The sequence below is a fragment of the Nocardioides secundeburneus genome (assembly GCF_039939255.1).
GTDB lineage: Bacteria > Actinomycetota > Actinomycetes > Propionibacteriales > Nocardioidaceae > Nocardioides.
This window is the reverse complement of sequence record NZ_JBDUUE010000002.1, coordinates 342,080-367,851: the sequence shown is the minus strand read 5'-3', so window position 1 is coordinate 367,851 and position 25,772 is coordinate 342,080. Positions and strand designations below refer to the sequence as shown.

Here is a 25,772-nt window from a genome sequence, read left to right as displayed (position 1 = left end):
GATGAGGAGAGCACGTGAGGGTCACCACCACCTCGCGCTGGCGCAACATGGCACTGGTCCCGCTGGTCGCGGGCCTGGTGCTTCCCGGGATCGCGACCACGCAGTTCATGAGCACGGCGTCAGCAGCACCGGCACCGGCGTCCGCCACCGTCAACCGGGCACCGACCGACGTCGGCGCCCTCCCCGACCCGATGGACCGCGGCGACTACGCGCCGCTGACCATCCAGGAGGTCAAGCTCGGCACGGCCGCCCTGCAGGAGCCCGACTCCGGTGGGGCCGCGCCCGCGGCCGGCACGGTCTCGGCCGCGGAGAACCTCGAGATCCGCGGTGCGCTCTACCACCCTGACTTCGCCCAGCGCACCGAGCCGTCGCCGCTGATCGTGCTCGTGCACGGCAACCACGGCTCGTGCGACGCGGGCCAGAACACCACGACGGCGAGCTGCACGCAGTTCAAGCGCAACGAGGCCGGCTACGCCTACCTCGGCGAGAACCTGGCCACCTGGGGCTACACGGTCTTCTCGCTGAGCCAGGACCAGCTGATGATGCGCCAGGACAACCCCAAGGGCAAGGGCATGCACCAGCGCCGCCTGCTCATCGCCGCCGCGCTCGACGCACTGAGCGCCGCCAACGCCGGCAGCCTCGCCGACGGCCCCTCGGTGACCACCGGCATCAGCACCACGCTCGGCGGCCACCTCGACATGACGCGGATCGGCCTCATGGGCCACTCCCGCGGCGGCGACGCCGTCACGAGCTTCATGGACTACAACCGCATCCGCACCGACGGTCCGCGCTACCCCCTGCGCGGCGTCATCTCGCTGGCCCCGGTCGACTACGAGCGCAAGGCCCCCTACGGCTCGCCGTACATGACGATCCTGCCGTTCTGCGACGGCGACGTGTCGAACCTGCAGGGTGCGCGCTTCTACGAGCGCAGCCAGTACATCAAGGGCGACGACCCGTTCCCGCGCATCCAGAGCTCGCAGCTCGGCGCGATCCACAACTGGTACAACACGGTCTGGTACGCCGACGGCGGCGCCGACGGGCAGAACAACAACGACGCCGCGTGCGGCAACTCGGCCCCGTTCGCGGCCACCAACGTGCACCCCAACAACATCCGCCTCAGCGGGGCCGCGAGCTCCACCGACCCGGCGCTCAACTACGTGATCGACAACTCCGACACGTACAACCCGCAGGTCAACACCAAGATCTCCGGCGACCCGGCCCGCATGGGCGACCAGGAGAAGATCGGCCTCGCGACGATGTCGGCGTTCTTCCGACGCTACGTCGGCGGCGAGGGCGCGTTCGAGCCCTACATGACCGGCGAGCTCTCCGACACCGACTCGCACCTCCAAATTCCCGAGACGGCCTGTCCGACGAGTGAGTCCGGCACGCGCATCGGCTGCGAGGAGTACGTCTCGACGAGCTACTTCCCGGCGGCGTCCGAGCGCATGGACGTCATCCGCCCCGAGATCGAGAACCCGCTCGGCCTCAACGCGCTCGGCGGATCCCTGAGCGGCAGCGGCTTCGCCAACCCGTACACCGTGGGTGGCGGCGTGACGCCGCGCCCGGCCACGACCGACGGCGGCTACGACTGGTGCAACCCCGAGCCCGACGACTTCGCCCCGGCCCAGCTGGGCAAGGGCTCGCTGCCCACCGCGGCCAAGGCCTGCCCGCTCCCGGCGGCCACCGCGCTCGGCGGCCAGAGCAACGGCATGCGTGAGCAGGCCCCCGTCAACCACTCCTACGGTCGCCAGCTCGCCCTGGCGTGGGAGACCGGCCGGACGGCCGAGCTCACCGCCGACATCCCGGCGGCGTCGTCCGACGTCAGCGGCCTGAAGGCGCTGACCATGGGCGCCGACGTCAACTTCTTCGACCTGCGCAACCCCGGCGCCGACAACCGTGGCGACAACACCCGCACCGGCACCTCGCCGGACTTCAGCTGGCCGAACGAGCTGCCGACGTCCTACGACCCGACCAGCACGACCCAGGACTTCGTCATCGCGCTCACCGACGCCGAGGGCAACGAGGGCACCGTGAAGGCCGGCGACGAGCGGTGGGGCAACGCCCTGCACATGTCGACGGGCACCAACACGCCGAACACGCACATCGTGCTCGACCAGATCCGCGTGCCGCTCAGCGAGTTCGCCGCCCAGGGCGTCGACCTGACGCAGGTCGACCGGCTCGAGCTGCGCTTCGGCGTCGACGGCACCCCGACGTCGGGCTCCATCCAGATCGCCGACGTGCGGTTCCAGGAGGGCGTCGAGACCCCGCTGGTCCTCTCCGACGGCACCGCCGTCGACCAGGGCGCGGGCTCGGGCCCGGTCGCCTCGGGGCCCGACCCGGCCGCCGAGATGGCCGCCTACGACAACACCCCCGGCACCGTGAAGCTCAACGACACGGTGGGCGACGAGTTCAGCAACACCGCCTGGACCGTCGACGACGACCGGGCGCAGTGCCCCGCCGCGCAGTTCACCTCGATCCAGGACGCCGTCGACTTCGCGGCCCCGTGGGACACGATCGTGGTCTGCGAGGGCACCTACGAGGAGTCCTCGACGCCGGTCTCCGGACCGGGCAACCCGGTCGCGACCTCGGCCCTCAACGGCCTGACCATCACCAAGCCGCTGAAGATCAAGGGCGCGGGCGCCGACAAGGTCACCATCAAGCCTGACCCGTCGCTCGACTCGCTCGAGGGCCTGCGGCCCTACCTGCGTGACGGCGGCGGCAACGTGGTCACCGTCTCGCGCCAGTCGCTCGGCTCGACCGACACCAACGAGATGTTCGTCGACATCTCCGGCGTCACCGTCACCTCCGGCGACACCTGGGCCGAGGCCGGCATCGCGTTCTTCGGTGCCGCGGGCCGGGTGTCCGAGAGCGTCGTCGGGCCGATGCGCTCGGCCACCACCACGGCCGAGCTGGCCGAGCACCCGCACGGCTGGGGCATCGTCAAGACCGGCGTCATCCAGGGCGCGGGCACCGGCACGGTCGAGTCCGAGGTCACCGTGACCGACAGCGTCGTGCGCGGCTACCAGTCCGGCGGCATCCTGTTCGACGGCGCCAAGGGCGTCGACGGCGGCGCGGCCACCACCGTGCGCACCGGCATCGAGCAGCACGGCTACGTGACGCGCACCGTCGTCACCGGCCGGCCCAACGGCGTGGTGCCGCAGACCGGCATCAAGTACACGAGCGGGGCCGACGGGTTCGTGCGGAACAGCCGGATCACCGGCAACTACTTCCGCCCCGACCCGACCAGGTCGTTCGGCATCCTGCTCGCCGACGCCGGCACCGACACCGGGCTCTCGGCCTCGGCGTTGTCGTTGACCGGCAACGGGTGGGCGGCCTACAACGCCGCGGCCGACGGCACCACGGTGCGCACCGGTGCACCGTTCGCCGTCACGTCGAGCTACTTCGGTCCCGTAGCACCGGTCGCAGGAGGGCCGGCCGACGCGTCGACCGGCGCCGAGGCGATCTCCGGCTCCGGCTCGGTCACCACGACCTCGCGGGTCTCCACCACGCCGGTGGGCATCCCGAGCACGGTCGGCACCGTCGCCGACGAGGCGCCGACCGGGGCGCTGGTCGACCCGATCGACGGCCTCGAGGTCGAGGCCGGCGAGAGCATCGCGCCGCTGGTCAAGGCCGGCGACGACTTCGCGGTCGCCTCCGTCGAGCTGCTCGTCGACGGCGCCCCGGCGGGGACGTCGACCACGGCGCCGCACGCGTTCTCGTGGACGCCGTCCGCCGCCCTGGCCGGCACCGAGGTCACCCTCACCGCAGTGGTCACCGACTCCTCCGGTCAGCGGACGACGACCGCGCCGCTGACGCTCTCGGTCGCCGACGAGCCGGTGGTGCCGCCGGTCGACCCCCCGGTCGACCCGCCCACCCCGCCGGCCGCCCCGGCGCCGAAGCAGTCGGTCAAGGTCGCCAGCCGCAACGACCGCACCGGTTCGCTCGTCACCGCCGTCACGGTGAACCGGGCCGGCTCGGTCAAGGTCACCAGCCCCAAGCTGGTCACCGTGACCCGCGCGGTCTCACGGGCCGGCGCGGTACGGATCGGCCTCAAGCCGAAGGGCGCGTTCGCCACGAAGCTGACCCGCACCGGGCGCCTGAAGGTGACCGCGACCTTCACCTTCACCACGCCCGACGGCACGGTGTCGGTGAAGAAGACGTGGGTGCTGCGCAAGAAGAAGTAGGTCCCGCCTGACCCGACGGCCCTCGACGCTCCCGCGTCGGGGGCCGTTCGGCGTCACGCGCACCACTTCGGCACGAGCGCCCGCAGCACGGTGACGTTGCGGCTCGTCGCCACCCCGAGCGCCTTCTCGACGGCGGCACTGTCCAGGCGCGCGTCGAGGTATCCGCCGGCGACCAGCTGGTGAAGCGCGCGGCCCCGCACGACGAGCCGCTCGGCGTCGCGCGACCTCGCCTCGACCGCCCGGGCCGCGTCGGCCGACGGCTCCTGCTTGAGCAGGGAGACGTAGTGGCCGCCCTCGAAGCCCTCGGACAGCCTGTCCGCCTCGGCGACGAGGTCGCGCAGCTCGACGACCGTGAAGGCGATCGTCGGGACGGCGAAGCCCCGGTCGGCCTCGTAGGCCTCCTCGAGCGCGGCCTCGATGCGGGCCCGCGAGCGCACGCGCGTCTCGAGGCGCACGTTGCCGGTGTTGATGTGCGTCGCCACGTCGGTGAACCCGGCGCCCTCGGTCGCGGCGATGATCGCGTCCTTCGGGAACTTCCGCCTGGCGCCGAGGTTGATGGCCCGCAGGAACGCGACGTAGGTCGTCATGCGGGCCACGGTAGTGCGCGGGGACGCGCCCTGGATTTACATAGGCACCCTATGTATCTTGGGTGGACGTGAGCACCTCCGTCGACCTCGGCAGCCAGCTGGTCACCCACGCCGCCCGCCTCGTGCGCGCCGTCCGACGTCGGCACGACCTGCCGGCCGGCGTCCGGGTGCTGTCGCTGCTCGACGAGCTGGGCGACCTCGGCGTCACCGCGCTCGCCCGGGCCGACCGGTGCTCGCAGCCGACGATGTCGGCCACGGTGCGCGACCTCGCCGACGACGGCTGGGTCGTCAAGCACCCCGACCCCGCCGACGCGCGCGCCACCGTCGTCGCGCTCACCCCGGCCGGACGCGCCGAGCTCGGCCGTGTCCGACGCCGGAGCGGCGAGGCCGTCGCGGCCCGCCTGGCCGAGACCACCCACACCGTCGAGGACCTCGCCACGGCGGTCGCCGTGCTGCGCGACCTCCTCGACCACTCCGACCCCGAAGGGAGTCACCTGTGAGCCGCTCCTCCTTCCTCGCCCAGCCGCGTGCCGTCTGGGCGGTGGCGTTCGCCTGCGTCATCGCCTTCATGGGCATCGGCCTGGTCGACCCGATCCTCAAGGACATCGCCGCCCAGCTCGACGCGACGCCGAGCCAGGTGTCGCTGATGTTCACCAGCTACATGGCGATCATGGGCGTCGCGATGCTCGTGACCGGCGTGGTGTCGAGCCGCATCGGGCCCAAGCGCACGCTGCTGGCGGGCCTCGCCCTCATCATCGTCTTCGCCGCCCTCGCCGGCGCCTCCGACACGGTCGGCCAGATCGTCGGCTTCCGGGCCGGCTGGGGTCTCGGCAACGCCCTCTTCGTGGCGACGGCGCTGTCGACCATCGTCTCCGCGTCGGTCGGCTCCACGGCGCAGGCCATCATCCTGTTCGAGGCCGCGCTCGGCATCGGCATCGCCTCGGGCCCGCTCGTCGGCGGCCTGCTGGGCGAGCAGTCGTGGCGTGCGCCGTTCTTCGGCGTCTCGTGCCTGATGGTGCTGGCCCTGGTGGCCACGACCTTCCTGCTGCCGGCCACGCCGCCGTCCGCACGACCGACGTCGCTGCTCGACCCCTTCCGCGCCCTGCGCCACCGGGCCCTGCTGCTGATCGGTGTCACCGCGATCTTCTACAACATCGGCTTCTTCACGATCCTGGCCGCCGGCCCGTTCGCGCTGCCCGAAGCCGGCATCCTCGAGATCGGCTGGATCTTCTTCGGGTGGGGCCTGCTGCTCGCGTTCACGTCGGTGTTCGTGGCCCCGATCGTGCAACGTCGCCTGGGCACCGTGCCGGCGATCATCGCCGTGCTGGCGCTGTTCGCCGCCGACCTCGCGGTCATGGCCGTCTTCACCACCCACGCCGTCGTGGTGATCGTCGGCATCGTGCTCTCGGGTGCCTTCATCGGCGTCAACAACACGCTGGTCACCGAAGCGGTGATGGGGGCCGCACCGGTCGAGCGCCCCGTGGCGTCGGCGGCCTACTCGTTCCTGAGGTTCACCGGCGGCGCGCTCGGACCCTTCGTCGCGCTCAAGCTCGGCGAGCACGTCGACGCCCACGCGCCGTTCTGGTTCGGCGCCGCGGCGGTCGCCGTCGGCGTCGTCGTGCTCACCACCGGTCGCCGCGTCGTCACCGGACGCACCGACCACGCCCCCGTCGGAAGCCGCGAGGAGGCCGAGGCGGTGCTGGCGGGCGACCAGGCGTGAGGTGAGGTCGCGCCCGGGTCGGGCGCGGCCAGGTCAGCGCTGCTTCATCACCACGTTGGTCTTGGCGGCCTTGTCGTGCAGGGCCTGCCGGTTCTGGTCCCACAGCGGCCAGAGAGAGTCGAGCAGCACGTAGAGGTTGGCCAGCAGCCCGATCAGCGGCACCGAGCCGATGAGCGACGGTGCGGACGACGTGAGCCAGCGCAGCAGGATCGTGCTCGTCGGCATCGGCCCCGGGCGCTCGCGCAGCCGCACGCGGGTGCCCATCACGAGCTTGCCCGGCGTGGCCTGCTTCCAGCCCAGGAACCCGACGTAGTAGACGAAGTAGGCGGCGGCGCCGATCACGCTGACCAGCAGCAGGTCGCCGCCGATGTCGGACATGAGGTCGGTGGTCGGCGGGGCCGGGCGGCCGGCGTCGCTGGCCTCGACGACCTCGTCGAGGTAGTCGCCGTAGACGCTGAAGATGTTGCTCCAGAACGGCCACGCGAGCGCGAGGTTCACCGGGATCATCACGAGCCCGTCGACGAGGTTGGCCGCCACGCGGCGCCACCACCCGGCGAGCAGCTGCCCGTCGGGCGTGCGGGTGCGATCGCCCTCGCGCACCGTCGTGCCGCCGCCGTAGGGGTTCGGGCCGCCACCACCGGCGCCCGGGCCGACCGGCGTCCCTCCGGTCACCGTCTCGTCGGTCCAGCTCGCCCCGTCGAAGTAGCGCTGCTGACCGGGGACGTGGGGATCGGGGTACCAACCGGCGGGCGTCGTCGACATGCCGCAGATCCTCGCAGGCGGCGCCCCGGAGCCCGCCGGTGGTCGAGGCGGCCGACGACGGCTACAGGTTGCCCCGCAGCTCCTGCTCGCGCTCGATGGCCTCGAAGAGCGCCTTGAAGTTGCCCTTGCCGAAGCCGAGCGAGCCGTGCCGCTCGATGAACTCGTAGAACACCGTGGGACGGTCGCCCATGGGCTTGGTGAAGATCTGCAGCAGGTAGCCGTCCTCGTCGCGGTCGACGAGGATCTTGCGCTTCTTCAGCTCCTCGATGGGCACGCGGACGTTGCCGATGCGCGCGCGCAGCTCGGGGTCGTCGTAGTAGGAGTCGGGGGTGTCGAGGAACTCGACGCCGTTGGCCCGCAGGATGTCGACCGAGCGCAGGATGTCGTTGGTGGCCAGGGCGATGTGCTGGCAGCCGGCGCCGTCGTAGAACTCGAGGTACTCGTCGATCTGCGACTTCTTCTTCGCGATCGCGGGCTCGTTGAGCGGGAACTTGACCCGGTGGTTGCCGCTGGCCACGACCTTCGACATCAGCGCGGAGTAGTCGGTGGCGATGTCGTCGCCGATGAACTCGGCCATGTTCGTGAAGCCGAGCACCTTGTTGTAGAAGGTGACCCACTCGTCCATGCGGCCGAGCTCGACGTTGCCCACGCAGTGGTCGACGGCCTGGAACAGGCGCTTCGGGTGACCGGGCTGGCGGGTCACGGTCGTCGTCCGGGCGGCGTAGCCGGGCAGGTAGGGCCCGGTGTAGCGGCTGCGGTCGACGAGCGTGTGGCGGGTCTCGCCGTAGGTCGCGATCGCGGCGGTGCGCACGGTGCCGTGCTCGTCGGTGACGTCGTGGGGCTCGACCAGGATCGTCGCGCCGACCGAGCGGGCGTGGGTGATGCACTGGTCGACGTCGGGCACCTCGAGCGCCAGGTCGACGACGCCGTCGCCGTGCTTGCGGTGGTGCTCGTGCAACGGGCTGTCGGGCGTGACGCCGCCGGTGAAGACGAAGCGGGCGCTGCCGCTGCGCAGCACGTAGGACTTCGAGTCGCGGTGACCGTTCTCGGGGCCGCGGTAGGCCTCGAGCTCCATGCCGAGCGCGAGCTGGTAGAAGGTCGCGGTCTGGGTGGCGTTGCCGACGACGAAGCAGACGGCGTCCATGGCGGTGACCGGGAAGGGGTCGCGGCTGGCGTCGTACTCCACGAGGCCGACGAGCTCCTTGAGCTGGTCGAGGGTGAGGTCTGCCTTGAGCTCGTCCGGGGTCAGCGTCATGGGCTCAGCGTGGCCGGACGGCGACAAGGTGTGCAACAGTTGCTCGTCGAGCTGTACATGTTGCCCACTCGAGGAGCGGCTGATGGATGAGCTGGACCGCAGTCTGATCACCCTGTTCGCCGCCGAGCCCCGGGTCGGCGTCCTGGAGGCGTCGCGCCGGCTCGGCGTCGCGCGCGGCACGGTGCAGGCGCGTCTCGACCGGCTCGTCGCCAGCGGGGTCGTCACGGGCTGGGGACCCGACCTCTCCCCCGAGGCCCTCGGCTTCCCGGTGACGGCGTTCCTGACCCTCGAGATCAGCCAGTCGTCGGGTCACGTCGCCGTCGCCGAGCACCTCGCCGCGATCCCCGAGGTGCTCGAGGCCTACACGATCACCGGCGTCGGCGACCTGTGGTGCCGGGTCGTCTCGCGCTCCAACGCCGACCTGCAGCGCGTCATCGACCAGGTCGTCGCGGTCGACGGCGTCCAGCGGGCCTCGACGGTGATGGCGCTGGCCACCCAGGTGCCCTACCGGGTACTGCCGCTGCTGCGCTCGGTCGGCGACGCGTGACCCGCGCTCGCCGGCACGGGCGCCGCCGTCAGCCGGAGACGGTCAGCGCCTCGTTGTAGCGGCTGAGGATCTCGACGAGGCCGCTGAGCTCTTCGGGACTCCAGTCGGCCAGTCGCTCGTCGAGGTACTTGCGGCGGTGCTGGACGATGTCCTCGAGCCGGGTCTTGGCGTCGTCGGTGGCGCTGAGCAGCGTGGCCCGGGCGTCGTCGGGGTCCTTGACGGCGTCGAGGAGGCCGAGCTGCACGAGGTGCTTGACCTGGCGGCTGATGGCGCCCTTGTCGATCGTGAAGAGCTCGGAGAGCTCCGAGCCGCGCAGTGGTCCGTCCTGCGCGACCGCACTGAGGATCAGGTAGGACGCCGGCTGCAGGTCGGGGTGCACGGTGCGTGCGCGCTCGCCGATCACCTTGCGCACGCGGCGGATCAGCACGCCGACCTCGTGCTCGAGGTCGCGCAGCGAGTCGGTACGGCTCGCCTCGGTCATGAGCATCACCGTACCGGCGCGGCGGGAACCGGGACGGTGGCGCCGGGCTCGTCGCTGACCCGGGTCTCGGCCGTGCGGTCGAGCGTGGTGCGCAGCGGGATCTCCTTGATGAACAGCACACACACCAGGGCGAGGACGGCGAACGGCGTGGCGACCAGGAAGATGTGGCCGATCGAGGTCCCGAAGGCGTGCTCGTAGAGGTCGCGCACGGGGCCGGGCAGGGCCGACAGGTCGGGGATGCTGCTCTTCTGGTGCCCCCCGCTGTCGAGGCCCTTGGCGCTGAGGTCGGCCGCGACCTGGTGCGAGAGCAGGGCGCCGAGCACGCTGACGCCGATCGAGCCGCCGAGCGAGCGGAAGAACGCGACGACCGAGCTGGCCGCGCCCATGTCGGACTGCGCGGCGACGTTCTGGACGGCGAGCACCAGGTTCTGCATGGTCGCGCCGAGCCCCAGCCCGACGAGCGCCATGAAGGCACCGACCTCGGCCAGCGGGGTGTCGGCGTCGATGGTGCCGAGCAGCGCGAAGCCGACGACGACCAGCACGAGCCCGCCCACGAGCCACCGCTTCCACAGACCGCTGGCCGAGATGATCCGGCCGGTCACGATGCTCGAGACGAGCAGGCCGCCGACCATGCAGATCGACATCAGGCCGGCCTCGGTCGGCGTCATGCCGCGGGCCAGCTGGAAGTACTGGCTGAGGTAGGTGGTGGCGCCGAACATCGCGACACCGATCATCACCGAGGCCGCGGTGGCCAGGGCGGTGGTGCGGTCGCGGAAGAGACGCAGCGGGATCACCGGCTCGCTCGCGACGCGACCCTCGACGTACACCGCGGCGGCGATGACGACGAGACCGCCGACGACGAGCAGGGCGCTGGTGGTCGAGATCCAGTCGAACGAGGTGCCGGCGAGCGAGACCCAGATGAGCAGGAGGCTGACGCCGCCGACGATCAGGGTGGCGCCGAGGTAGTCGATGCGGACGTCGTCGCGCTTGACGACGGGCAGGTGCAGGCGCTTCTGGAGCACGAAGAACGCCGCGACCGCGAAGGGCAGGCCGACGAAGAAGCAGCCGCGCCAGCCCAGCGGGCTGTCGACGACGAGTCCGCCGATGAGGGGTCCGCTCACGGTCGCCAGGCCGAAGACGGCACCGATGTAGCCGGAGTAACGGCCTCGCTCCCGCGGGCTGACCATCGAGGCGATGACGACCTGCACGAGCGCGGTGAGACCACCGACGCCGAGACCCTGGATGACGCGACCGCCGATGAGCACGCCCATGCTCGGCGCGAACGCCGCGACGAGCGAGCCGGCGGTGTAGATGACCAGGGCGCTCTGCACGAGCAGCTTCTTGCTCATCAGGTCGGCGAGCTTGCCCCAGATCGGGGTCGTCGCCGTCATCGCGAGCAGCGTCGCGACGATCACCCAGGTGTAGCCGGACTGCGACCCGTTCAGGTCGGTGACGATGCGCGGCAGCGCGTTGGTGACGACGGTGCTCGACAGCATCGCCACGAACATGGCCAGCAGCAGTCCGCTCAGGGCCTCGAGCACCTCGCGGTGCGTCATGGGTGCTGCTGCGGTGTCCGGCTTGCTCACGGGTGATGGCTCCATGCGAGGTAGAAGGTTGACGACGGCAACCTTATTCCGAATTGGTTGACAACGGCAACCACAGTGGCGCGCATCACGGCGACGACACCCGACCTCTCAGGGACTCCGCGCGGTTCTCGGGTGTTGCAACCCCTGGGAACGTCGTGAACACCCGGTGCACCGGGTACTCCCCGCCCGGACCCGGGCACCGCCGGAAAAAGAAGCAGCCCGCAGGCGTTGCTCCCTCTCGGGAACCTGCCCCGGGGACTGGGTCCGGGGCCGCCTGCGGGCCGGGTGACTGCGGTGGATTAACCAGCAGCCTCGTCGGGTCGTGTGGTGTCCCGACGTGATGCTGGGCTGCTAGTTCGCAGCCACCTCACTTGTCCTATGGGAATGCATTAAAGGACCACCTCCTTTCCGTGTGCCCCCAGCGTAGGTCGCGCCTCCGAACGCGGACAAGGGATTAACTGTCCGCCATGAGCGAACTGGTCACGACCTCGCACGACGGGCCGGTCGCCGTCGTCACGATCGAACGGCCCGAGCGCCGCAACGCCGTCGACTCGGCGACGGCGAGCGCGCTGGCCGACGCGATCGAGGACGCCGACGCGGACCCGACGGTGTCGGTCCTCGTGCTCACCGGCGCCGGGCGCTCCTTCTGCGCCGGGGCCGACCTGCAGGCCCTGGCCGCGGGCGATCGCGCCGATCTGTCAGCTGGGTCAGGCGCCACCGGGCGTGGACCGATGGGCCCCACCCGCCTGCGGACGGCGAAGCCGGTGGTCGCCGCGATCGAGGGCCCGGCCGTGGCCGGCGGGCTCGAGCTGGCCCTGTGGGCCGACCTGCGCGTGGCGGCGTCCGACGCGACGTTCGGGGTCTACTGCCGGCGCTTCGGCGTCCCGCTCGTCGACCTCGGCACGGTGCGCCTGCCGCGGCTCATCGGGCACAGCCGCGCGATGGACCTCATCCTGACCGGCCGCGGCATCGACGGCGTCGAGGCCGAGCGCATCGGGCTCGTCAACCGGGTCACCGAGCCCGGCGAGGCGCTGACGACGGCGGTGCTGCTGGCGCACGACCTGGCCGCCCTCCCCCAGACCTGCCTGCGCAACGACCGGGCGTCGGCGATCGAGCAGTGGGACCTGTCCTGGGACGACGCCACCGCCCGCGAGTGGCAGCTCGGCGTCGAGACCATCACCTCCGGCGAGACCCTCGACGGCGCCGCCCGCTTCTCCTCCGGCTCGGGTCGCCACGGGGCCGCCGCGACGCCTCCGATCAGCCCGAGCCCGTGAACTGCGAGCGGTAGAGACGGGCGTAGGCGCCGTCGGCGGCCACCAGGACGTCGTGGGTGCCCTGCTCGACGATGGCGCCGTCCTCCATCACCAGGATCAGGTCGGCGTCGCGGATGGTCGAGAGCCGGTGGGCGATGACGAACGAGGTCCGGTCGCTGCGCAGCGCGGCCATGGCCTGCTGGAGGAGCAGCTCGGTGCGGGTGTCGACCGACGAGGTCGCCTCATCGAGGATCAGCAGAGCCGGGTCGGTCAGGAACGCCCGGGCGATGGTCACGAGCTGACGCTCACCGGCCGACAGGTTCGAGCCCTCCTCGTCGACGACGGTGTCGTAGCCGTCGGGCAGCGAGTGCACGAACCGGTCGACGTAGGTCGCGCGGGCGGCGGCGAGCACCTCGTCGTCGCTCGCCCCCGGCCGGCCGTAGGCGATGTTGTCGCGGATGGTGCCGCCGAACAGCCAGGTGTCCTGCAGCACCATGCCGACGCGACCGCGCAGAGTGGCTCGCGGCATCGCGGTGATGTCGGTGCCGTCGATGGTGATGCGGCCGGCGTCGAGCTCGTAGAAGCGCATGACCAGGTTGACCAGCGTGGTCTTGCCGGCCCCAGTCGGCCCGACGATCGCCACCGTCTGGCCGGGTCGGGCGACCAGCGACAGGTCGGTGATGAGGGGCCGGTCGGTGTAGGAGAACGAGACGTGCTCGAAGGCGACCTCGCCCCGGGTGACGACCGGCCGGTCGGAGCCCGCCGAGGCGTCGACGTCGGCCACCTCGTCGTCGGCGTCGAGCAGCTCGAAGACCCGCTCGGCCGACGCGACGCCCGACTGCAGCAGGTTGGCCATCGAGGCGACCGTCGTGAGCGGCTGTGTGAACTGCCGCGTGTACTGCACGAAGGCCTGCACCTCGCCGAGGCTGAGCGACCCGCTGGCCACCCGGAGCGCGCCGATGACGGCGATGACGACGTAGTTGAGGTTCCCGATGAACATCATCGCCGGCATGATCAGACCGCTGACGAACTGCGCCCGGAAGCTGACGTCGTAGAGCTCGGCGTTCTGGCGGTCGAACTCCTCCTGCACGGCGCGCTGTCGACCGAACACCTTGACCAGGGAATGTCCGGAGAAGGTCTCCTCGATGTGCGCGTTGAGCTGGCCGGTGCGGCGCCACTGGGCGACGAACTGCGACTGCGACCGCTTCATGATCGCCCGCGTGACGACCAGCGACACCGGCACACTCACCAGGGCGACGAGGGCGAGCAAGGGCGAGATCACGAACATCATGGCCAGCACGCCGATCACCGTCATCAGCGAGGTGAGCAGCTGGCTCATCGTCTGCTGCAGCGTCGTCGACACGTTGTCGATGTCGTTGGTGACCCTCGACAAGAGCTCGCCCCGGGGCGAGCGGTCGAAGTAGCCGAGCGGCAGCCGGTTGAGCTTGTCCTCGACGTCCTGGCGCATCGTGCGCACGGTGCGCTGGACGACGCCGTTGAGCACGAAGCCGGCCAGCCACGACAGCAGCGAGGCGCCGACGTAGATCAGCACGACCCAGAGCAGCACCTCGCCGACGGCGCCGAAGTCGACGCCCTCGCCCGGCACGACCCCCTGCCCCTGGACGGCGTCCGGCAGGTCGGCGTCGGGCGTGCCGGGGGCGAACTGGCGCCCGATGAAGCCGTTGAAGACGAGGTCGGTGGCGTGCCCGAGGAAGCGCGGGCCGACCGACATCAGCGCCACGCTGCCGACGGTCAGCAGGGCGACGAGCGCGGCCGCCCACCGGTCGGGCGCGAGACGGGCCAGCAGGCGTTTGGCCGAGGGGCCGAACGTCATCGCCTTCTGGCCCACCATGCCGCCGCCCATCGGCCCGCGACCCGGGCCGCCCGCCGGCGCCTCGATGCGCTCGGTGGCCTTGAGCGTGGTGTCCTTCTTCGCCACGGGCTGCTGGCTCATCGGGTGACCTCCGCCGCGGAGAGCTGCGAGGCCACGATCTCCTGGTAGGTCCCGCAGCCGTCGAGCAGCTCGTCGTGCGTGCCGCGGCCGACGACGTGACCGTCCTCGAGCACGAGGATCTCGTCGGCGTCGCGGATGGTCGAGACGCGTTGGGCGACGACGACCACCGTGGCGTCGGTGGTGACCGGCCGCAGCGCGGCGCGCAGCCGGGCGTCGGTGGCCAGGTCGAGCGCCGAGAACGAGTCGTCGAAGAGGTAGATGCCCGGACGACGCACGACCGCACGCGCGATGGCGAGTCGTTGGCGTTGACCACCCGAGAAGTTGGTGCCGCCCTGCGCGACCGGTGCGTCGAGCCCCTCGGGCAGCGCCTCGACGAAACCGCGGGCCTGGGCGACCTCGAGGGCGGCCCACAGGTCGTCGTCGGAGGCGTCGGGTCGGCCGTGACGGAGGTTGGTCGCGACCGTGCCGCTGAAGAGGTAGCCCTTCTGCGGCACCAGGCCGATCTGGTCCCACAGCACGTCGGGGTCGAGGTCGCGGACGTCGACGCCCGCCACCTTCACCGAACCCGATGTCGCGTCGAACAGCCGTGGCACCAGGTTGACCAACGTGGTCTTGCCCGCGCCGGTGGAGCCGATGACGGCGATCGTCTGGCCCGGCCGTCCCTGCAACGAGACCGACGCGAGCACCGGCTCGTCGGCACCGGGGTAGGCGAAGGTGACGTCGTCGAGCTCGAGCTCGCCTCGGCGTGCGACGTCCGGCGTGGTCGGCGACGACGACGGCACCACCGACGACGCGGTGTCGAGCACCTCGACGATGCGGTCGGCGCACACGGCCGAGCGGGGCACCTGCATGAGCATGAAGGTCGCCATCATCACCGACATCAGGATCTGCATGAGGTAGCTGAGGAAGGCCGTCAGGGCGCCGACCTGCATGTCGCCGCCGTCGACGCGGTGGCCGCCGAACCAGACGACGGCGACGCTGGCCACGTTGACCACCAGCATCACGAGCGGGAACATCGTCGCGAGCCAGCGCCCGGCCCGTACGGCGACCTCGGTGAGGTCGTCGTTCGCACGACCGAACCGCTCGGCCTCGTAGGGCTCGCGCACGAAGGCGCGGACGACGCGGATGCCGGTGATCTGCTCGCGGAGCACGCGGTTGACCTCGTCGATGCGGCCCTGCATGAGCCGGAAGCTCGGCACCATGCGCGAGATCACGAAGCCGACCGAGACGAACAGCGCCGGCACCACGACCGCGAGGATCCAGCCGAGGCCGGCGTCCTCGCGCAGGGCCATGATGACGCCGCCGATCATCATGATCGGCGAGGACGCTGCGATCAGGCACGCCATTAGCACCAGCATCTGCACCTGGGTGACGTCGTTGGTGCCGCGGGTGATGAGCGACGGCGTGCCGATCTGCTGCAGCTCGCGGGCCGAGAACCGGCCGACGCGGTCGAAGATCTCGGCGCGCAGGTCGCGGCCGAACGCCATCGCGGTGCGGGCGCCGAACCACGCCGCACCGACCGAACCGATGATCTGCAGCACCGAGACGCCGAGCATCACGGCGCCGAGCCGAAGGATCGCGTCGGTGTCGCCGACGGCGACGCCCTCGTCGATGATCTGGGCGTTGAGGCTGGGCAGGTAGAGCATCGCCAGCACGCTCACGAACTGCAGCGCGACGACGGCAAGGATCCAGGTGCGGTAGGCGGGCAGCCGCTCGCGCAGGAGTCGGAGCAGCATCAGCGGTCGCCTCCCCCGGTGCGGAGCATGCCGTGCAGGGCGGTCGAGACGATCTGCTCGGGGCTGAGCAGCAGCCCGTCGGCGATGTGCTCGTGGCTGCCGGCGAAGGTGAGCAGCCGCAGCACGTGCACGAACTGCTCGACGGGGACGGCGAGCCGCTCGCGGTCGGCGCCGACGACGCCGATCAGCAGCAGCTCGACCCGGGCCCGCCAGGCCTTGGTCTCGTCGCTGTCGTGCACGTGGTCGGGCGGTCGCACCAGACCGACCTTCTGCATGAGCGAGAACGTGGCGCGGAAGCGCTGCTGCAGGATCGAGACGAGCACGAGCAGCCGCGCCTCGAACGGCTGGTCGGGGTCGATCTGCTCCAGTCGCGCCGTCAGGTCGCCGGGCTCGAAGGCCCGCGCGACGGCCGCCTGGAGCAGCTCGTCCTTGGTGTCGAAGACCCGGAAGATCGTGCCCTCGGCCACTCCGGCCGCCTCGGCGATCTGCTTGGTCGTCACGTCACGCCCGTGCTCGCGCAGCAGGCGTAGGGCGACGTCGACCAGGGCCTCCCGTCGCGCACTCGGACTCATGGCAGCAGCTCGCGGACTCACCCCGGAACCATAGATGAGTGAGCGCTCACTCACAAACTGTCAGTGTGGCCGCGCGGGGTAGTCCCGGACGATCCCGTCGCCCTGGTGGCCGACGACCGACGAGAACGTCCGGGACTATCCCGCCCGGGCGACTTCAGCCACCGGGCAGGTCGATGTCGAGACGGCGCCACCGGTCGTCGCGACGACCGGTGGCGAGGTCGTCGCCCTCGCGGTCGGGGTCGACCGGCCCGTCGCCGCTCTCGTCGCGACGATCGCACCGGGCCGAAGCGGCGGCTGCCGAGCCTCGTCGCTGCGGCCGGAAGCCAGAAGACGTCGAAGTCATCGGCGTTGTCCACAGGCTGCAGATCGCCTGGTTCCTCCACCACCGCGGCGGGCACGCGTCCTCCATCGACACCCCGACCCGGTCCGACCCCGACCCCGACCCCGAGGAGACGCCATGAGCGACGACCCGCTGCAGCCGAAGACCTACGACCCCGCCTACGACCCGCACTCGCCCCTGCCCGACGTCGGCAGCGGGCCCGTGTTCGGTGCGCACCTCGCCGTCCTCTACCGCGCCGGCGTGCAGCTGCTGCCGTCGGCTGCGGCCGTGCTGGTCGGCGCCGCCCGCGACCTCGACGCCGTCGCGGCTCCGATTTCGCGGCTCGGCCACGGCAGCGGCTCCGCCGCCGTGCGCGACGTGCTGACCGCGCTGGCCACCGCCCAGGACGCCCTGGTCGACACCGGCCGCCACACCGAGCGCGCCGGCGAGGCGTTGGTGCGGATCGCCGACGGCTACGTGCGCACGGACGCCGAGGCCCGCGACCGGTTCGACCTGCTCACGGTGCCCGAGCAGCTGCCCGAGCGCGTCCCGTCGGTGCCGTTCGCGCCCTTCGAGGGTCCGGCCCCGTCGGCTCCCCGCGGCGTCAACCCGGGGATGATCTGATGGCCGGCGAGCTCTTCACGCCCGGGGCCTTCGACGCCGCCCTCGACCAGGCGCGCGACGCGCTCGCCGAGCTCGGCGAGATCGACGGCCAGCTCGACTGGCTGCGCGCCCAGCCCGACGTCCACCTCGGTGGCCTGTCGTTCGACCTCGTGCCGGGCGAGCGGTCGCTCTCGCTCGGCTCGGGCACCTCGGTGCACGTGCGGCTGGGCCGCACCTACCCGTTCGACGTCAACGTGATGATCCCCGACGGGCTCGACCCGCTCTCGTTCGTCGGCGAGCAGCTGGGTCTCGTCGAGAGCTTCACCGACCGCGCCCGCGGGCCGTTCGCCGAGATCGCCGCCCAGGCCCGCCGCGACGCCGAGGGCTGGCGCGCGGGCTGGGCCGACACCGTCCGGCAGCACACCACCTACTCCGACGCCGACTTCCTCCCGGCCCTGCACGAGCTCGAGCGCGTGCACGACCGGCTCCGCCGCGAGATCGCGCAGGACGACGTCGCCCAGCTCGGGCGCAGCGCGCGGGCGTGGCAGGGCGCCGCCGCCGACGCGTTCAACCTGAACTTCTACCGCTCCTTCGACCAGGTGCGCTCCAACCAGTGTTGGCTGCTCAACGTCGCCCACCGGGTCCAGCACGACGTGATGGTGCTCAACGCGAAGCTGCAGGGCGCGTTCATGAGCGCGGTCACGGCCACGAACGGCGTCCTCGACGCGCAGCTGCGGCTGCGGCACGACCACGAGCGCGCCACCACCACGAAGGAGGCGCTCGGCATCACCTCGGCCGCGGCCGGGACGCTGGCCGGGATGTCTGCCGAGTTCCCTCCGGTCTCGGCGTTCTTCATCGCCATGTCCGGCGCGACCGGCATGGCCTCCAGCCTGATGGACGAGGACGCCGTCGCCCTCGACGTCGAGATCGAGGGGTCCGACGCCGCAACCGTGGCCGCGTCGTTCGGCGAGGCACTCCGCGGCAGCGTCGCCGGGTTCCGGGCCCACGACGGCATCGTCGCCGCCCGCGCGCAGGAGGCGTACCGCATCGCGCAGACGATGGCGGCCGACGGCCTGCTCGTCAGCCCGCGGCCATTTCTCGGCGTCCCGGTCACGCCGTGCGGGTTCCACCACGCGACCAGCCCCCTCCCCGACTGATGAGCGCGCGCACCACCGTCGCGGCCGCCGCGATGGTCGCCACCTGCGTCGTGTCGGCCGGCTGCACCGACGCCGCGCCACCCCCGCCGCCGCACCAGTTCGTCCCCATTACCGAGCCGCTGTGCGACGACCTCGGCCTCCGCGACGTCGCCCGCGACGCCGGCTGGCTGCGCCGACCCGAGCCTTCGCTCACCGACCTCGGCGACGCCGACCACGTCCGGCAGTTCTGCGGTCTCGAGACCTCCCCCGGCGGGCGAATCACGACCGCGACCATCGGCGTCGACGTCAGCGTCGAGCCCGGCCGGCCGCGCCGCACGGTCGACATCTACCGCTGCGACGACGACGCCCCCGACTGCGATCCCGGCACCGACGTCGACGGCTGGTGGGACGACGGTCTGCAGCGGGCCCGGGTCGAGGACACCGGCGCCGGCCCGCGGCGCTTCTTCTCCCTCCGCACGACGGTGACCTACGGCAACGCCTCGGTCGACGTCCGAGTCGTCTTCCTCGCCGACGAGGCCGGCGAGCTCGAGCCGCGGGCACAGGCGGCGACGACCGAGCTGCTCGACCGGGCGCGCGTCGTCCTGGAGACCCGGCTCGCCCCCGAGAGCTGATCGTCGCGGTCACTCCTCCGGGTCGGCGATCGCCGACCCGGTGCCGGTGACCTGCACCCGTCGCGACATGCCCGGCAGTCCGAGCGGCAGCTCGGCGGTGCCGGTGAGGCTGACGACGACCCGGTCGTCCTGCACCGAGACCGCGACGTCGAGCCCACGTCGTCCGACCAGACCGAGGTAGTCGTGGACGGCGGCCCGGGCCGCCGCCGCGGGGAGGCGGAGCGGCTCGGAACCGAGGCCGCCCTCGTAGATCTCCTCGCCCTCGGCCCCGAGGTCGGCCGCCTGCAGTGCCGCACCCTCGGCCACGGTGGCCAGCTCCTGCCGCTCGAGGTAGGCGGCGCTCGCGTCGACGACGACCGCGATCGTCATCAGCAGCACGAGGGCGAAGCCGATGATCAACGGCGAGATCGCGCCACGGTCGGTCCGTTCGTGCCGGTGCCGGGGTCCGCGACTCACGGCGCGATCTCCTGGTACTGCCCGATGGGCACGGTGTGGCTGGCGTCGAGCGCGAACGACGGCTTGCCACCGCCCAGGACGTCGGGCGCGAGCGGGAGGGTCACCGCGGTGTCGACCCGAGCCGTGATGACCGCGGTGCCGCTGTGGCAGTCGTCGAGCTGGCACCGGACCTCGACGTCGACGTCGACGCCGTCGATGCCCTGGTCGGCCAGCGCCTGTCGCGCCGCCACCTCGGCGGCCTCGCGGCCGGCGGCGTCGTCGGGAGCGAGCGCGAAGGCGCGCGCGGCCGAGCGGGCGGCCGTGGTGGTGGCGAACGCGCCGCGTTGCACCTCGAAGGTCGACACCACGACGTAGACCAGCGGGACCAGCAGGAGGACCCCGAGCCAGACGAACTCGACGATCGCGCTGCCCCGCTCGTCGCGCGCTCGTCGTGGGCGACTCACTCGAGCTCCTTCACGGCATGGCCCTCGACCTCGATGGTCACCCCGGGCCCGCCGATGCCGAGGGCGGGCACGGTGGCCACCACGCGGACCTCGACGGTCGGCACTCCGCCGACGTCGACGGTGCGCACGGAGATCCGGTCGGCGAACTCGCCCGAGACGGCGCCCTCGACCTGGGCCCGGGTGCGCGCGACGCCGTCGGCCTCGCCGCGGTCCTGGACGGCGGCGTAGCGCGCTCCCTCGGCGGCCGCCGAGGCGAGCGTGTTGCGCACGTGCAGCACGAGCGCCAGCTGGGCGATGCCGAGCACCAGCGGCAGCAGCACGACCAGCACCAGGACGAAGTCGACCACTGCCGCGCCGCGCTCACCTCGGCGCGCCGGCACTACTGCACCTTGGCGAAGGCGGCCTGCAGCATGGAGTTGAGCTGCTCGCGGGCCGTGATGCCGATGATCGCCACGATGCCCGCGCTCATCACGGTGATCATCACCCACCCGGGCACGTCGCCGCGCTCACGCTCGGCGGGCGGTGGGAGCAGGAGCAGGGAGAGCCGCACGAGCAGCTGGTCGATGGTCCCCATGGGGTGTCCTTTCCGAGAATCCTGTGGAGGGAGGGGTGAGACGCCTAGACGGTGAGGGAGAGCCCGACCCAGCCGGGCCAGAACGCGAAGAGGATGGTGATCGGCAGCACGAGGAAGACGACCGGCACCATCATCAGGACCTCCCGCCGAGCGGCGAGCTCGATCAGCTCCCGGCGTCCGGCGTCGCGGACGTCGCCGGCCTGGGCGTGCAGCACGTCGGCGAGCGGGGTGCCGCGCTCGACGGCGATCGCGACGCCCTGCGCGAAGCGGGAGACGAGCGGCAGCCCGGTGGCGGCGGCCATCTGGTCGAAGGCGGCGCCGACGGGCTCACCGGTGCGGATCGCGGCGAGCACGACGCCGAGGTCGCGCGACAACTCACCGCCGCTGCGCTGGACGACGCGTCCGAGCGCGGCCACCGGCCCCTCGCCGGCCGCGACCGAGAGGGCGAGCAGCTCGGCGACGGTGGGGAACTCGGTGAGGATGCGACGCTCGCGGCTCTTCACCTGGCTCGAGAGCCAGTTGTCGCGGAACAGCACGCCGACGACGAACGCGAACAGGCACACCAGCAGGGTGAGCAGTGGCGATGCCTGGCCCGAGAGCGCCCGCAGCAGGCCCCAGGCGGCGGCGATCGCGAACCCGACGAGGCCCCACTGCACCTGCTCGATGCGGAACTCGTGGACGGTGCGGTCGAGCCCGGCCCGCGTGAGCCGCCGCTCGACCGATCGGGCACCGCCGAGCACCCGCTCGACCGTGTCGGCGGCCGAGCGGAGCACGGGACCGAACACGCCGGCGATCGCGGAACGGGACGGGTCGGCGTCGAGGTCGGCGTAGCGGGTCGGGGCGCCGGGTGACGGCACGTCGCGCAGGTAGGGCAGCACGCGCTGGGCCAGGGGCGGACGCCGGATGACGAACACACGTCGGCCGGCGAGCACGAGGCCGAGGCCGGCGAGACCGCCGAGCAGCATGCCCCAGGTGGCCGGGCTCACCGCAGGATCCGGTGCTCGGTGGGCAGTCGGCCGATGCGCATCATCACCCGGTAGGCCACGACGCACACGACCGCGCCGACGACGAGGATCGCGACGCCGGTGGCCGAGCGGTAGCGCTGGATGACCTCGGTCTGGGCCGACATCAGCAGCAGCACGACCCACGGGGCGGCGACGGCGAGCCTCGCCCCGTTGACCGCCCACGCCTGGCGCGACTCGAGCTCGGAGCGCGTGCGCAGGTCGTCGCGGAGGTAGCCGGACAGGTTGCGCAGCAGACGGCCCAGCTCGCCACCACCGACCTCGCGGGCGATGCGGAGACCTTCGACGACCCGGTCGCCGACCGGGTCGGCCAGCCGGTCCTTCAACCGGTCGAGGCTGTCGCCGAAGCGGCCCGTGACCTGGTAGTCGAGGGCGAAGGCGTCGAAGGCCGGCCGTAGCGGCTCGGGTCCGCGGATCGCCAGCCCGGCCAGGGCATCGGGCAGCGACAGGCCGGCTCGGACGGCGGAGGCCAGGTTGTCGATCGCCTCCGGCCAGACCTCGGCGAGCTCGCGCAGACGACGCCGGGCCCGCCCAGCGACGATCGCCACCGGCAAGTAGCCGGCGATGACCCCGAAGACGACGGCGACCGGCGGCGTGCTCGAGATGGCCTGCACGAGCAGGGCGGCGGCAAGGGCGAACCCGAGGCAGAGCGCGACGAGTCCGCCGGCGGCGACGTCGGGCAGGCCGGCGGCGTCGAGCTGACGACGGAGGCGACCGGGCGCGGCCGGCCCCCGAGCCCGCCCGCGCGGCATCGTGAACGCCGACCACACCAGCAGCAGCCCCAGGCCGACGCCGAGCCCGACGAGCGCGCCCACGTCAGCGCCCGTCGTTCAGCAGCGCGTGGACGTCGATGCCGACCCGCTCGAACAGCTCGAGGCGCGGCGGCATGCCGTGCGTGCGACGCAGCTCGGTGCCGTGCCGCACGAAGATCGGCTCGGCCTCGATGATGTCGTTCTCGACCCGGCCGGGCACGCCGACGATCTCGTTGACACGCCGCACGCCGTGCGGGTCGATGCCGAGGTGCACCACCAGGTCGACCGACGCGGCCACGGTAGGAACCACGAAGCGGGCCGAGATGTTCTCGCCCGCGAGCAGGGGCAGCGTGCACATCTTGACCAGCGCTTCGCGCGCGCTGTTGGCGTGCAGGGTGCACATGCCGGGCAGGCCGGCGTTGAGGGCGAGCAGCAGGTCGAGGCACTCCTCGGCCCGCACCTCGCCGACGATCACGCGGCTCGGCCGCATGCGCAGCGCCTCCTTGACGAGGTCGCGCAGCTTGATCTCGCCGGTGCCCTCGAGCCCCGACTGCCGCGTCTGCATGGCGACCCAGTCGGGGTGCGGGAACCGCAATTCAAAGACCTCCTCGGCGCTGACCACCCGGTCGCCTCCGGGGATCGAGGCGGCGAGGCAGTTGAGGAGGGTGGTCTTGCCCGCCTGGGTGCCCCCGGCGACCAGGATGTTCAGCCCGGCCCGCACGCTCGCCGAGAGGAAGGACGCCGCCCGCGGACTCAGGCTGCCGAGCTCGACGAGGTCGTCGAGCTGGCCGGCCCGCAGGATGAACTTGCGGATGTTGACCGCCGAGAACCCGCGGGTGATGCCCTCGAGCACGACGTGCAGCCGGTGACCCTCGGGCAGCATGGCGTCGACGAACGGGGCCGAGACGTCGAGGCGGCGTCCGCTCGACTTCAGCATGCGCTCGACGAGCTCGGTGACCTGGGCCCGGGTGAGCACCAGGTTGGTGAGCTCGTGCCGGCCGCGTCGGGCGACGAAGACCCGGCTCGGGTCGTTGATCCAGATCTCCTCGACCGAGGGGTCGTCGAGGAACTGCTGCAGGGGCCCGAAGCCCGAGACCCGCGCGACCAGCTCGGTGACGAGCGCCTGCGGGTCGACGACCGGCGCGACCACCCCGGTGAGCGAGCGGTCGTCGTGAGCCTGCACGACGCCGTTGATGATGCGCCGGACGACGGCAGCGTCGCGCTGGGGGTCGACGCCCTCGCGACGCACGAGCTCACGGACGCGGCGGTCGAGCTCGTCGACCAGCGACAACGGGTCGCCGGCACCGTCAGGACCCGCGGCGGGCGGCGCGGTCGGCAACGCATTCGGCAACGCGGCGGGCGGTGGTGGAGGGTAGGTCGAGGACACGCCGTCGCCTCCTTTCCCGAGTTGCGGCGAGAGCGGTGGGAGGAATGTAGGCAGACCTGCCCCGCCGTGCCCAGACCCCAGGACCGATCTGTGGAAAACTCCGGCGAACTGGTGACACGAGGTCTAGACCGACGAACGCCCCGACCTCGAGCCGGGCCGGCCTCGGCACCCCGGCCATGGTCCTTTCCGCGCGATCGCTCGATGCGGACCCCCTCGGCACCCCGGGCCGTGGTCCTTTCCGCGCGATCGCTCGACGAGGACCACCGGGGCGTGACCGGCTTCGAGTCCGCTTAACGGACTTCTTACCGTCGGCGACACAGACGGAATTCCGCACGAAACCAGTTCGAAACGAGCCGGGCGTTGGCTTCTCGTCATGCCCAGCCGCCCCGTCGCCCACCGCGTCGCCCACCGCGACGCCCACCGCCACATCGGCCGGCTGCCGGCATACGGCTTCTACGGCGGGCCGCCGATCAACCCCGACACCACCGCCCTCGAGAGCGTCGAGGAGCTGTTCACGACTCTCGACGCCGAGGGGACCGAGCGCGCGCTGGTGCTGCCCAACTACGGCGTGCCCGACCCCGACGTCGCGTTCGGGCTCAACCACCTGGCCCTCGAGGCGGCCCAGAAGGACGACCGGGTGCGCTGCGGGCTGTGGGTGAGCCCGAAGCAGAGCGACGCCGAGCGCAACGACGAGGCGTTCCGCCTCGCTGTCGAGGACGGCGTGGTCGCGCTCAAGACCAGCTTCCTGCTCGGTGGGGCACCCGACGACCCCGCCTGCGCCGAGCAGCTCGACCGCATCTTCACGACCGCCGCCGATCTCGGCCTGGTCGTGCACGTCCACACCAGCCCGGGGGCGGCGTCCGACGTCGACCGCATCGGCCGCCTGGTCGAGCGCTACGGCGACGCCACGAAGATCCACCTGGTGCACCTCGGCGGTGGCATGAGCGGCCACCTCAAGCTGATCGGCGGCCTGTTCTTCGACTGGATCGAGGCCGGCAAGCAGGTCTACACCGACACCAGCTGGGCCATCGGCTTCGCACCGGCCTGGTTGGCGCAGGAGATCGAGCGTCGCGGCGTCGGCCACGACCGGGTCCTCTTCGCCACCGACGCCCCCTGGGGCGACTTCGAGGGCGAGCACGCCCGCCTGCGCGCGGCCTCGGGCGACGGCGCCCTCGCCGACGCCTTCTTCCACCAGAACTTCGACGCCCTCTACGGGCTCTGAAGACCCCGCACCCCGCCGCACCACCACACACGGCACCACACACGACACCGAGGAGACACCGCATGTCCGTGTACGACGACGAGATCCTGGCCGCGATGGAGAAGTCCAAGGCCGAGGTGCCCCACCCCAGCCAGGGCAAGGGCACCAACCTCTACGGCTCCACCAAGCTCTTCCCCGACTACCAGGCCAGCGAGGGCCAGGCGTGGCTCACGCTCGTGCACGGCATCCCGCACGAGAGCTCGGTCAGCTTCGTCGCCGTGCTGCAGACCACCCGCGCGCTGCGCAAGGGCTTCGACGCCACCCTCTACTTCTACGGGCCCGGTGCGCTGGCCTGCGCCGACACCCGTGGCTTCCCGACCACCGGCGACGTCGCGTTCCCCGGCAACCAGAACATGAACGACGCGATCAAGACCTTCATCTCCGAGGGCGGCACGGTGCTGTGCTGCCGGTTCGGCATGGCCCTGCACGGCCAGCGCGAGGAGGACCTCATCGAGGGCGTCATCCCGTGCCACCCGCTCGACGTCCAGGACGCGGTGATCCACTTCGCCAACAAGGGCGCGATCATCAACTCCGTCTACAACCTCTGATC

The 25,772-nt window shown here is 71.9% G+C and carries 26 protein-coding genes; 10 read left to right on the top strand and 16 right to left on the bottom strand.

The window, feature by feature from the left end; genetic code table 11:
- Positions 1-14: 14 nt before the first annotated feature.
- Positions 15-4,184 (top strand): Ig-like domain-containing protein, encoded by a 4,170-nt coding sequence (locus tag ABFT23_RS06735; protein ID WP_347893531.1) that lies wholly within the window; start codon positions 15-17, stop codon positions 4,182-4,184.
- 53 nt (positions 4,185-4,237) lie between these two features.
- On the opposite strand, the gene ABFT23_RS06730 is transcribed toward ABFT23_RS06735, so the two are convergent.
- Complete coding sequence (locus ABFT23_RS06730) at positions 4,238-4,771, bottom strand: DUF1697 domain-containing protein (RefSeq protein ID WP_347893529.1); 534 nt, start codon at positions 4,769-4,771, stop codon at positions 4,238-4,240.
- 68 nt (positions 4,772-4,839) lie between these two features.
- Between ABFT23_RS06730 and ABFT23_RS06725 the strand changes: the two genes are divergently transcribed.
- A complete protein-coding gene (locus tag ABFT23_RS06725) occupies positions 4,840-5,271 on the top strand; it encodes a MarR family winged helix-turn-helix transcriptional regulator (RefSeq protein ID WP_347893527.1) in 432 nt (143 codons plus the stop codon).
- Positions 5,268-6,491, top strand: a complete 1,224-nt coding sequence (locus ABFT23_RS06720) for an MFS transporter (protein WP_347893525.1) — start codon at positions 5,268-5,270, stop codon at positions 6,489-6,491. The genes ABFT23_RS06725 and ABFT23_RS06720 overlap by 4 nt, the downstream gene beginning before the upstream one ends.
- A 33-nt stretch (positions 6,492-6,524) precedes the next feature.
- Here the strand turns inward: ABFT23_RS06720 and ABFT23_RS06715 are convergent, their stop codons facing one another.
- The gene (locus tag ABFT23_RS06715; protein WP_347893523.1) at positions 6,525-7,253 is read right to left on the bottom strand and encodes an RDD family protein; all 729 of its coding nucleotides are present in this window, start codon (positions 7,251-7,253) and stop codon (positions 6,525-6,527) included.
- 61 nt (positions 7,254-7,314) lie between these two features.
- Positions 7,315-8,508, bottom strand: coding sequence for a 4-hydroxyphenylpyruvate dioxygenase (gene hppD, locus ABFT23_RS06710; protein ID WP_347893521.1), 1,194 nt, complete (start codon positions 8,506-8,508; stop codon positions 7,315-7,317).
- A gap of 82 nt (positions 8,509-8,590) precedes the next feature.
- Here hppD and ABFT23_RS06705 point away from each other — a divergent pair, with 82 nt between their 5' ends.
- Positions 8,591-9,055: an Lrp/AsnC family transcriptional regulator gene (locus ABFT23_RS06705; protein WP_347893519.1), complete on the top strand. Its 465-nt coding sequence runs from the start codon at positions 8,591-8,593 to the stop codon at positions 9,053-9,055.
- 28 nt (positions 9,056-9,083) lie between these two features.
- Here ABFT23_RS06705 and ABFT23_RS06700 read toward each other — a convergent pair whose 3' ends face one another.
- On the bottom strand, positions 9,084-9,536 hold the full coding sequence (locus ABFT23_RS06700; RefSeq protein WP_347893517.1) for a MarR family winged helix-turn-helix transcriptional regulator: 453 nt from the start codon (positions 9,534-9,536) through the stop codon (positions 9,084-9,086).
- 5 nt (positions 9,537-9,541) lie between these two features.
- A complete protein-coding gene (locus ABFT23_RS06695; protein ID WP_347893515.1) occupies positions 9,542-11,122 on the bottom strand; it encodes an MDR family MFS transporter in 1,581 nt (526 codons plus the stop codon).
- Between the two features lie 467 nt (positions 11,123-11,589).
- Between ABFT23_RS06695 and ABFT23_RS06690 the strand changes: the two genes are divergently transcribed.
- Positions 11,590-12,396: a crotonase/enoyl-CoA hydratase family protein gene (locus ABFT23_RS06690; RefSeq protein ID WP_347893513.1), complete on the top strand. Its 807-nt coding sequence runs from the start codon at positions 11,590-11,592 to the stop codon at positions 12,394-12,396.
- Here the strand turns inward: ABFT23_RS06690 and ABFT23_RS06685 are convergent.
- The 4 genes from ABFT23_RS06685 to ABFT23_RS06670 form a co-directional block, all read right to left on the bottom strand.
- Positions 12,380-14,329, bottom strand: a complete 1,950-nt coding sequence (locus ABFT23_RS06685; protein ID WP_347893512.1) for an ABC transporter ATP-binding protein — start codon at positions 14,327-14,329, stop codon at positions 12,380-12,382. The genes ABFT23_RS06690 and ABFT23_RS06685 overlap by 17 nt on opposite strands.
- On the bottom strand, positions 14,326-16,065 hold the full coding sequence (locus ABFT23_RS06680; protein WP_347893510.1) for an ABC transporter ATP-binding protein: 1,740 nt from the start codon (positions 16,063-16,065) through the stop codon (positions 14,326-14,328). The genes ABFT23_RS06685 and ABFT23_RS06680 overlap by 4 nt, the downstream gene beginning before the upstream one ends.
- Positions 16,065-16,637 carry a TetR/AcrR family transcriptional regulator gene (locus ABFT23_RS06675; protein WP_347893508.1) on the bottom strand — a complete coding sequence of 191 codons (573 nt, stop codon included), beginning with the start codon at positions 16,635-16,637 and terminating at the stop codon, positions 16,065-16,067. Before ABFT23_RS06675 ends, ABFT23_RS06680 begins: the two co-directional genes overlap by 1 nt.
- Positions 16,638-16,791: 154 nt before the next feature.
- Complete coding sequence (locus ABFT23_RS06670) at positions 16,792-16,980, bottom strand: hypothetical protein (RefSeq protein WP_347893506.1); 189 nt, start codon at positions 16,978-16,980, stop codon at positions 16,792-16,794.
- A 114-nt stretch (positions 16,981-17,094) separates the two neighbouring features.
- On the opposite strand from ABFT23_RS06670, the gene ABFT23_RS06665 reads away from it, so the two are divergent.
- From ABFT23_RS06665 to ABFT23_RS06655, 3 genes are read left to right on the top strand one after another with little or no spacing between them, the layout of a single operon-like run.
- Positions 17,095-17,580 carry a WXG100 family type VII secretion target gene (locus ABFT23_RS06665; protein ID WP_347893504.1) on the top strand — a complete coding sequence of 162 codons (486 nt, stop codon included), beginning with the start codon at positions 17,095-17,097 and terminating at the stop codon, positions 17,578-17,580.
- On the top strand, positions 17,580-18,716 hold the full coding sequence (locus ABFT23_RS06660; RefSeq protein WP_347893503.1) for a hypothetical protein: 1,137 nt from the start codon (positions 17,580-17,582) through the stop codon (positions 18,714-18,716). Before ABFT23_RS06665 ends, ABFT23_RS06660 begins: the two co-directional genes overlap by 1 nt.
- Positions 18,716-19,327: a hypothetical protein gene (locus ABFT23_RS06655; RefSeq protein ID WP_347893501.1), complete on the top strand. Its 612-nt coding sequence runs from the start codon at positions 18,716-18,718 to the stop codon at positions 19,325-19,327. The genes ABFT23_RS06660 and ABFT23_RS06655 overlap by 1 nt, the downstream gene beginning before the upstream one ends.
- 9 nt (positions 19,328-19,336) lie before the next feature.
- Here the strand turns inward: ABFT23_RS06655 and ABFT23_RS06650 are convergent, their stop codons facing one another.
- The 7 genes from ABFT23_RS06650 to ABFT23_RS06620 are packed head-to-tail and all read right to left on the bottom strand — an operon-like array spanning position 19,337 to position 23,961.
- A complete protein-coding gene (locus tag ABFT23_RS06650; protein ID WP_347893499.1) occupies positions 19,337-19,783 on the bottom strand; it encodes a Tad domain-containing protein in 447 nt (148 codons plus the stop codon).
- The gene (locus ABFT23_RS06645; RefSeq protein WP_347893497.1) at positions 19,780-20,226 is read right to left on the bottom strand and encodes a hypothetical protein; all 447 of its coding nucleotides are present in this window, start codon (positions 20,224-20,226) and stop codon (positions 19,780-19,782) included. Before ABFT23_RS06645 ends, ABFT23_RS06650 begins: the two co-directional genes overlap by 4 nt.
- Positions 20,223-20,606, bottom strand: coding sequence for a TadE/TadG family type IV pilus assembly protein (locus tag ABFT23_RS06640; RefSeq protein WP_347893495.1), 384 nt, complete (start codon positions 20,604-20,606; stop codon positions 20,223-20,225). Before ABFT23_RS06640 ends, ABFT23_RS06645 begins: the two co-directional genes overlap by 4 nt.
- Positions 20,606-20,800 carry a hypothetical protein gene (locus ABFT23_RS06635; RefSeq protein ID WP_347893493.1) on the bottom strand — a complete coding sequence of 65 codons (195 nt, stop codon included), beginning with the start codon at positions 20,798-20,800 and terminating at the stop codon, positions 20,606-20,608. Before ABFT23_RS06635 ends, ABFT23_RS06640 begins: the two co-directional genes overlap by 1 nt.
- A gap of 44 nt (positions 20,801-20,844) precedes the next feature.
- Positions 20,845-21,786 carry a type II secretion system F family protein gene (locus ABFT23_RS06630; protein ID WP_347893491.1) on the bottom strand — a complete coding sequence of 314 codons (942 nt, stop codon included), beginning with the start codon at positions 21,784-21,786 and terminating at the stop codon, positions 20,845-20,847.
- A complete protein-coding gene (locus ABFT23_RS06625; protein ID WP_347893489.1) occupies positions 21,783-22,637 on the bottom strand; it encodes a type II secretion system F family protein in 855 nt (284 codons plus the stop codon). Before ABFT23_RS06625 ends, ABFT23_RS06630 begins: the two co-directional genes overlap by 4 nt.
- 1 nt (position 22,638) lies before the next feature.
- Complete coding sequence (locus tag ABFT23_RS06620; RefSeq protein ID WP_347893487.1) at positions 22,639-23,961, bottom strand: CpaF family protein; 1,323 nt, start codon at positions 23,959-23,961, stop codon at positions 22,639-22,641.
- A gap of 373 nt (positions 23,962-24,334) precedes the next feature.
- On the opposite strand from ABFT23_RS06620, the gene ABFT23_RS06615 reads away from it, so the two are divergent.
- Complete coding sequence (locus ABFT23_RS06615; protein ID WP_347893485.1) at positions 24,335-25,183, top strand: amidohydrolase family protein; 849 nt, start codon at positions 24,335-24,337, stop codon at positions 25,181-25,183.
- Positions 25,184-25,245: 62 nt separating this feature from the next.
- Positions 25,246-25,770 (top strand): MSMEG_0572/Sll0783 family nitrogen starvation response protein, encoded by a 525-nt coding sequence (locus ABFT23_RS06610; RefSeq protein ID WP_347893483.1) that lies wholly within the window; start codon positions 25,246-25,248, stop codon positions 25,768-25,770.
- Positions 25,771-25,772: the final 2 nt, after the last annotated feature.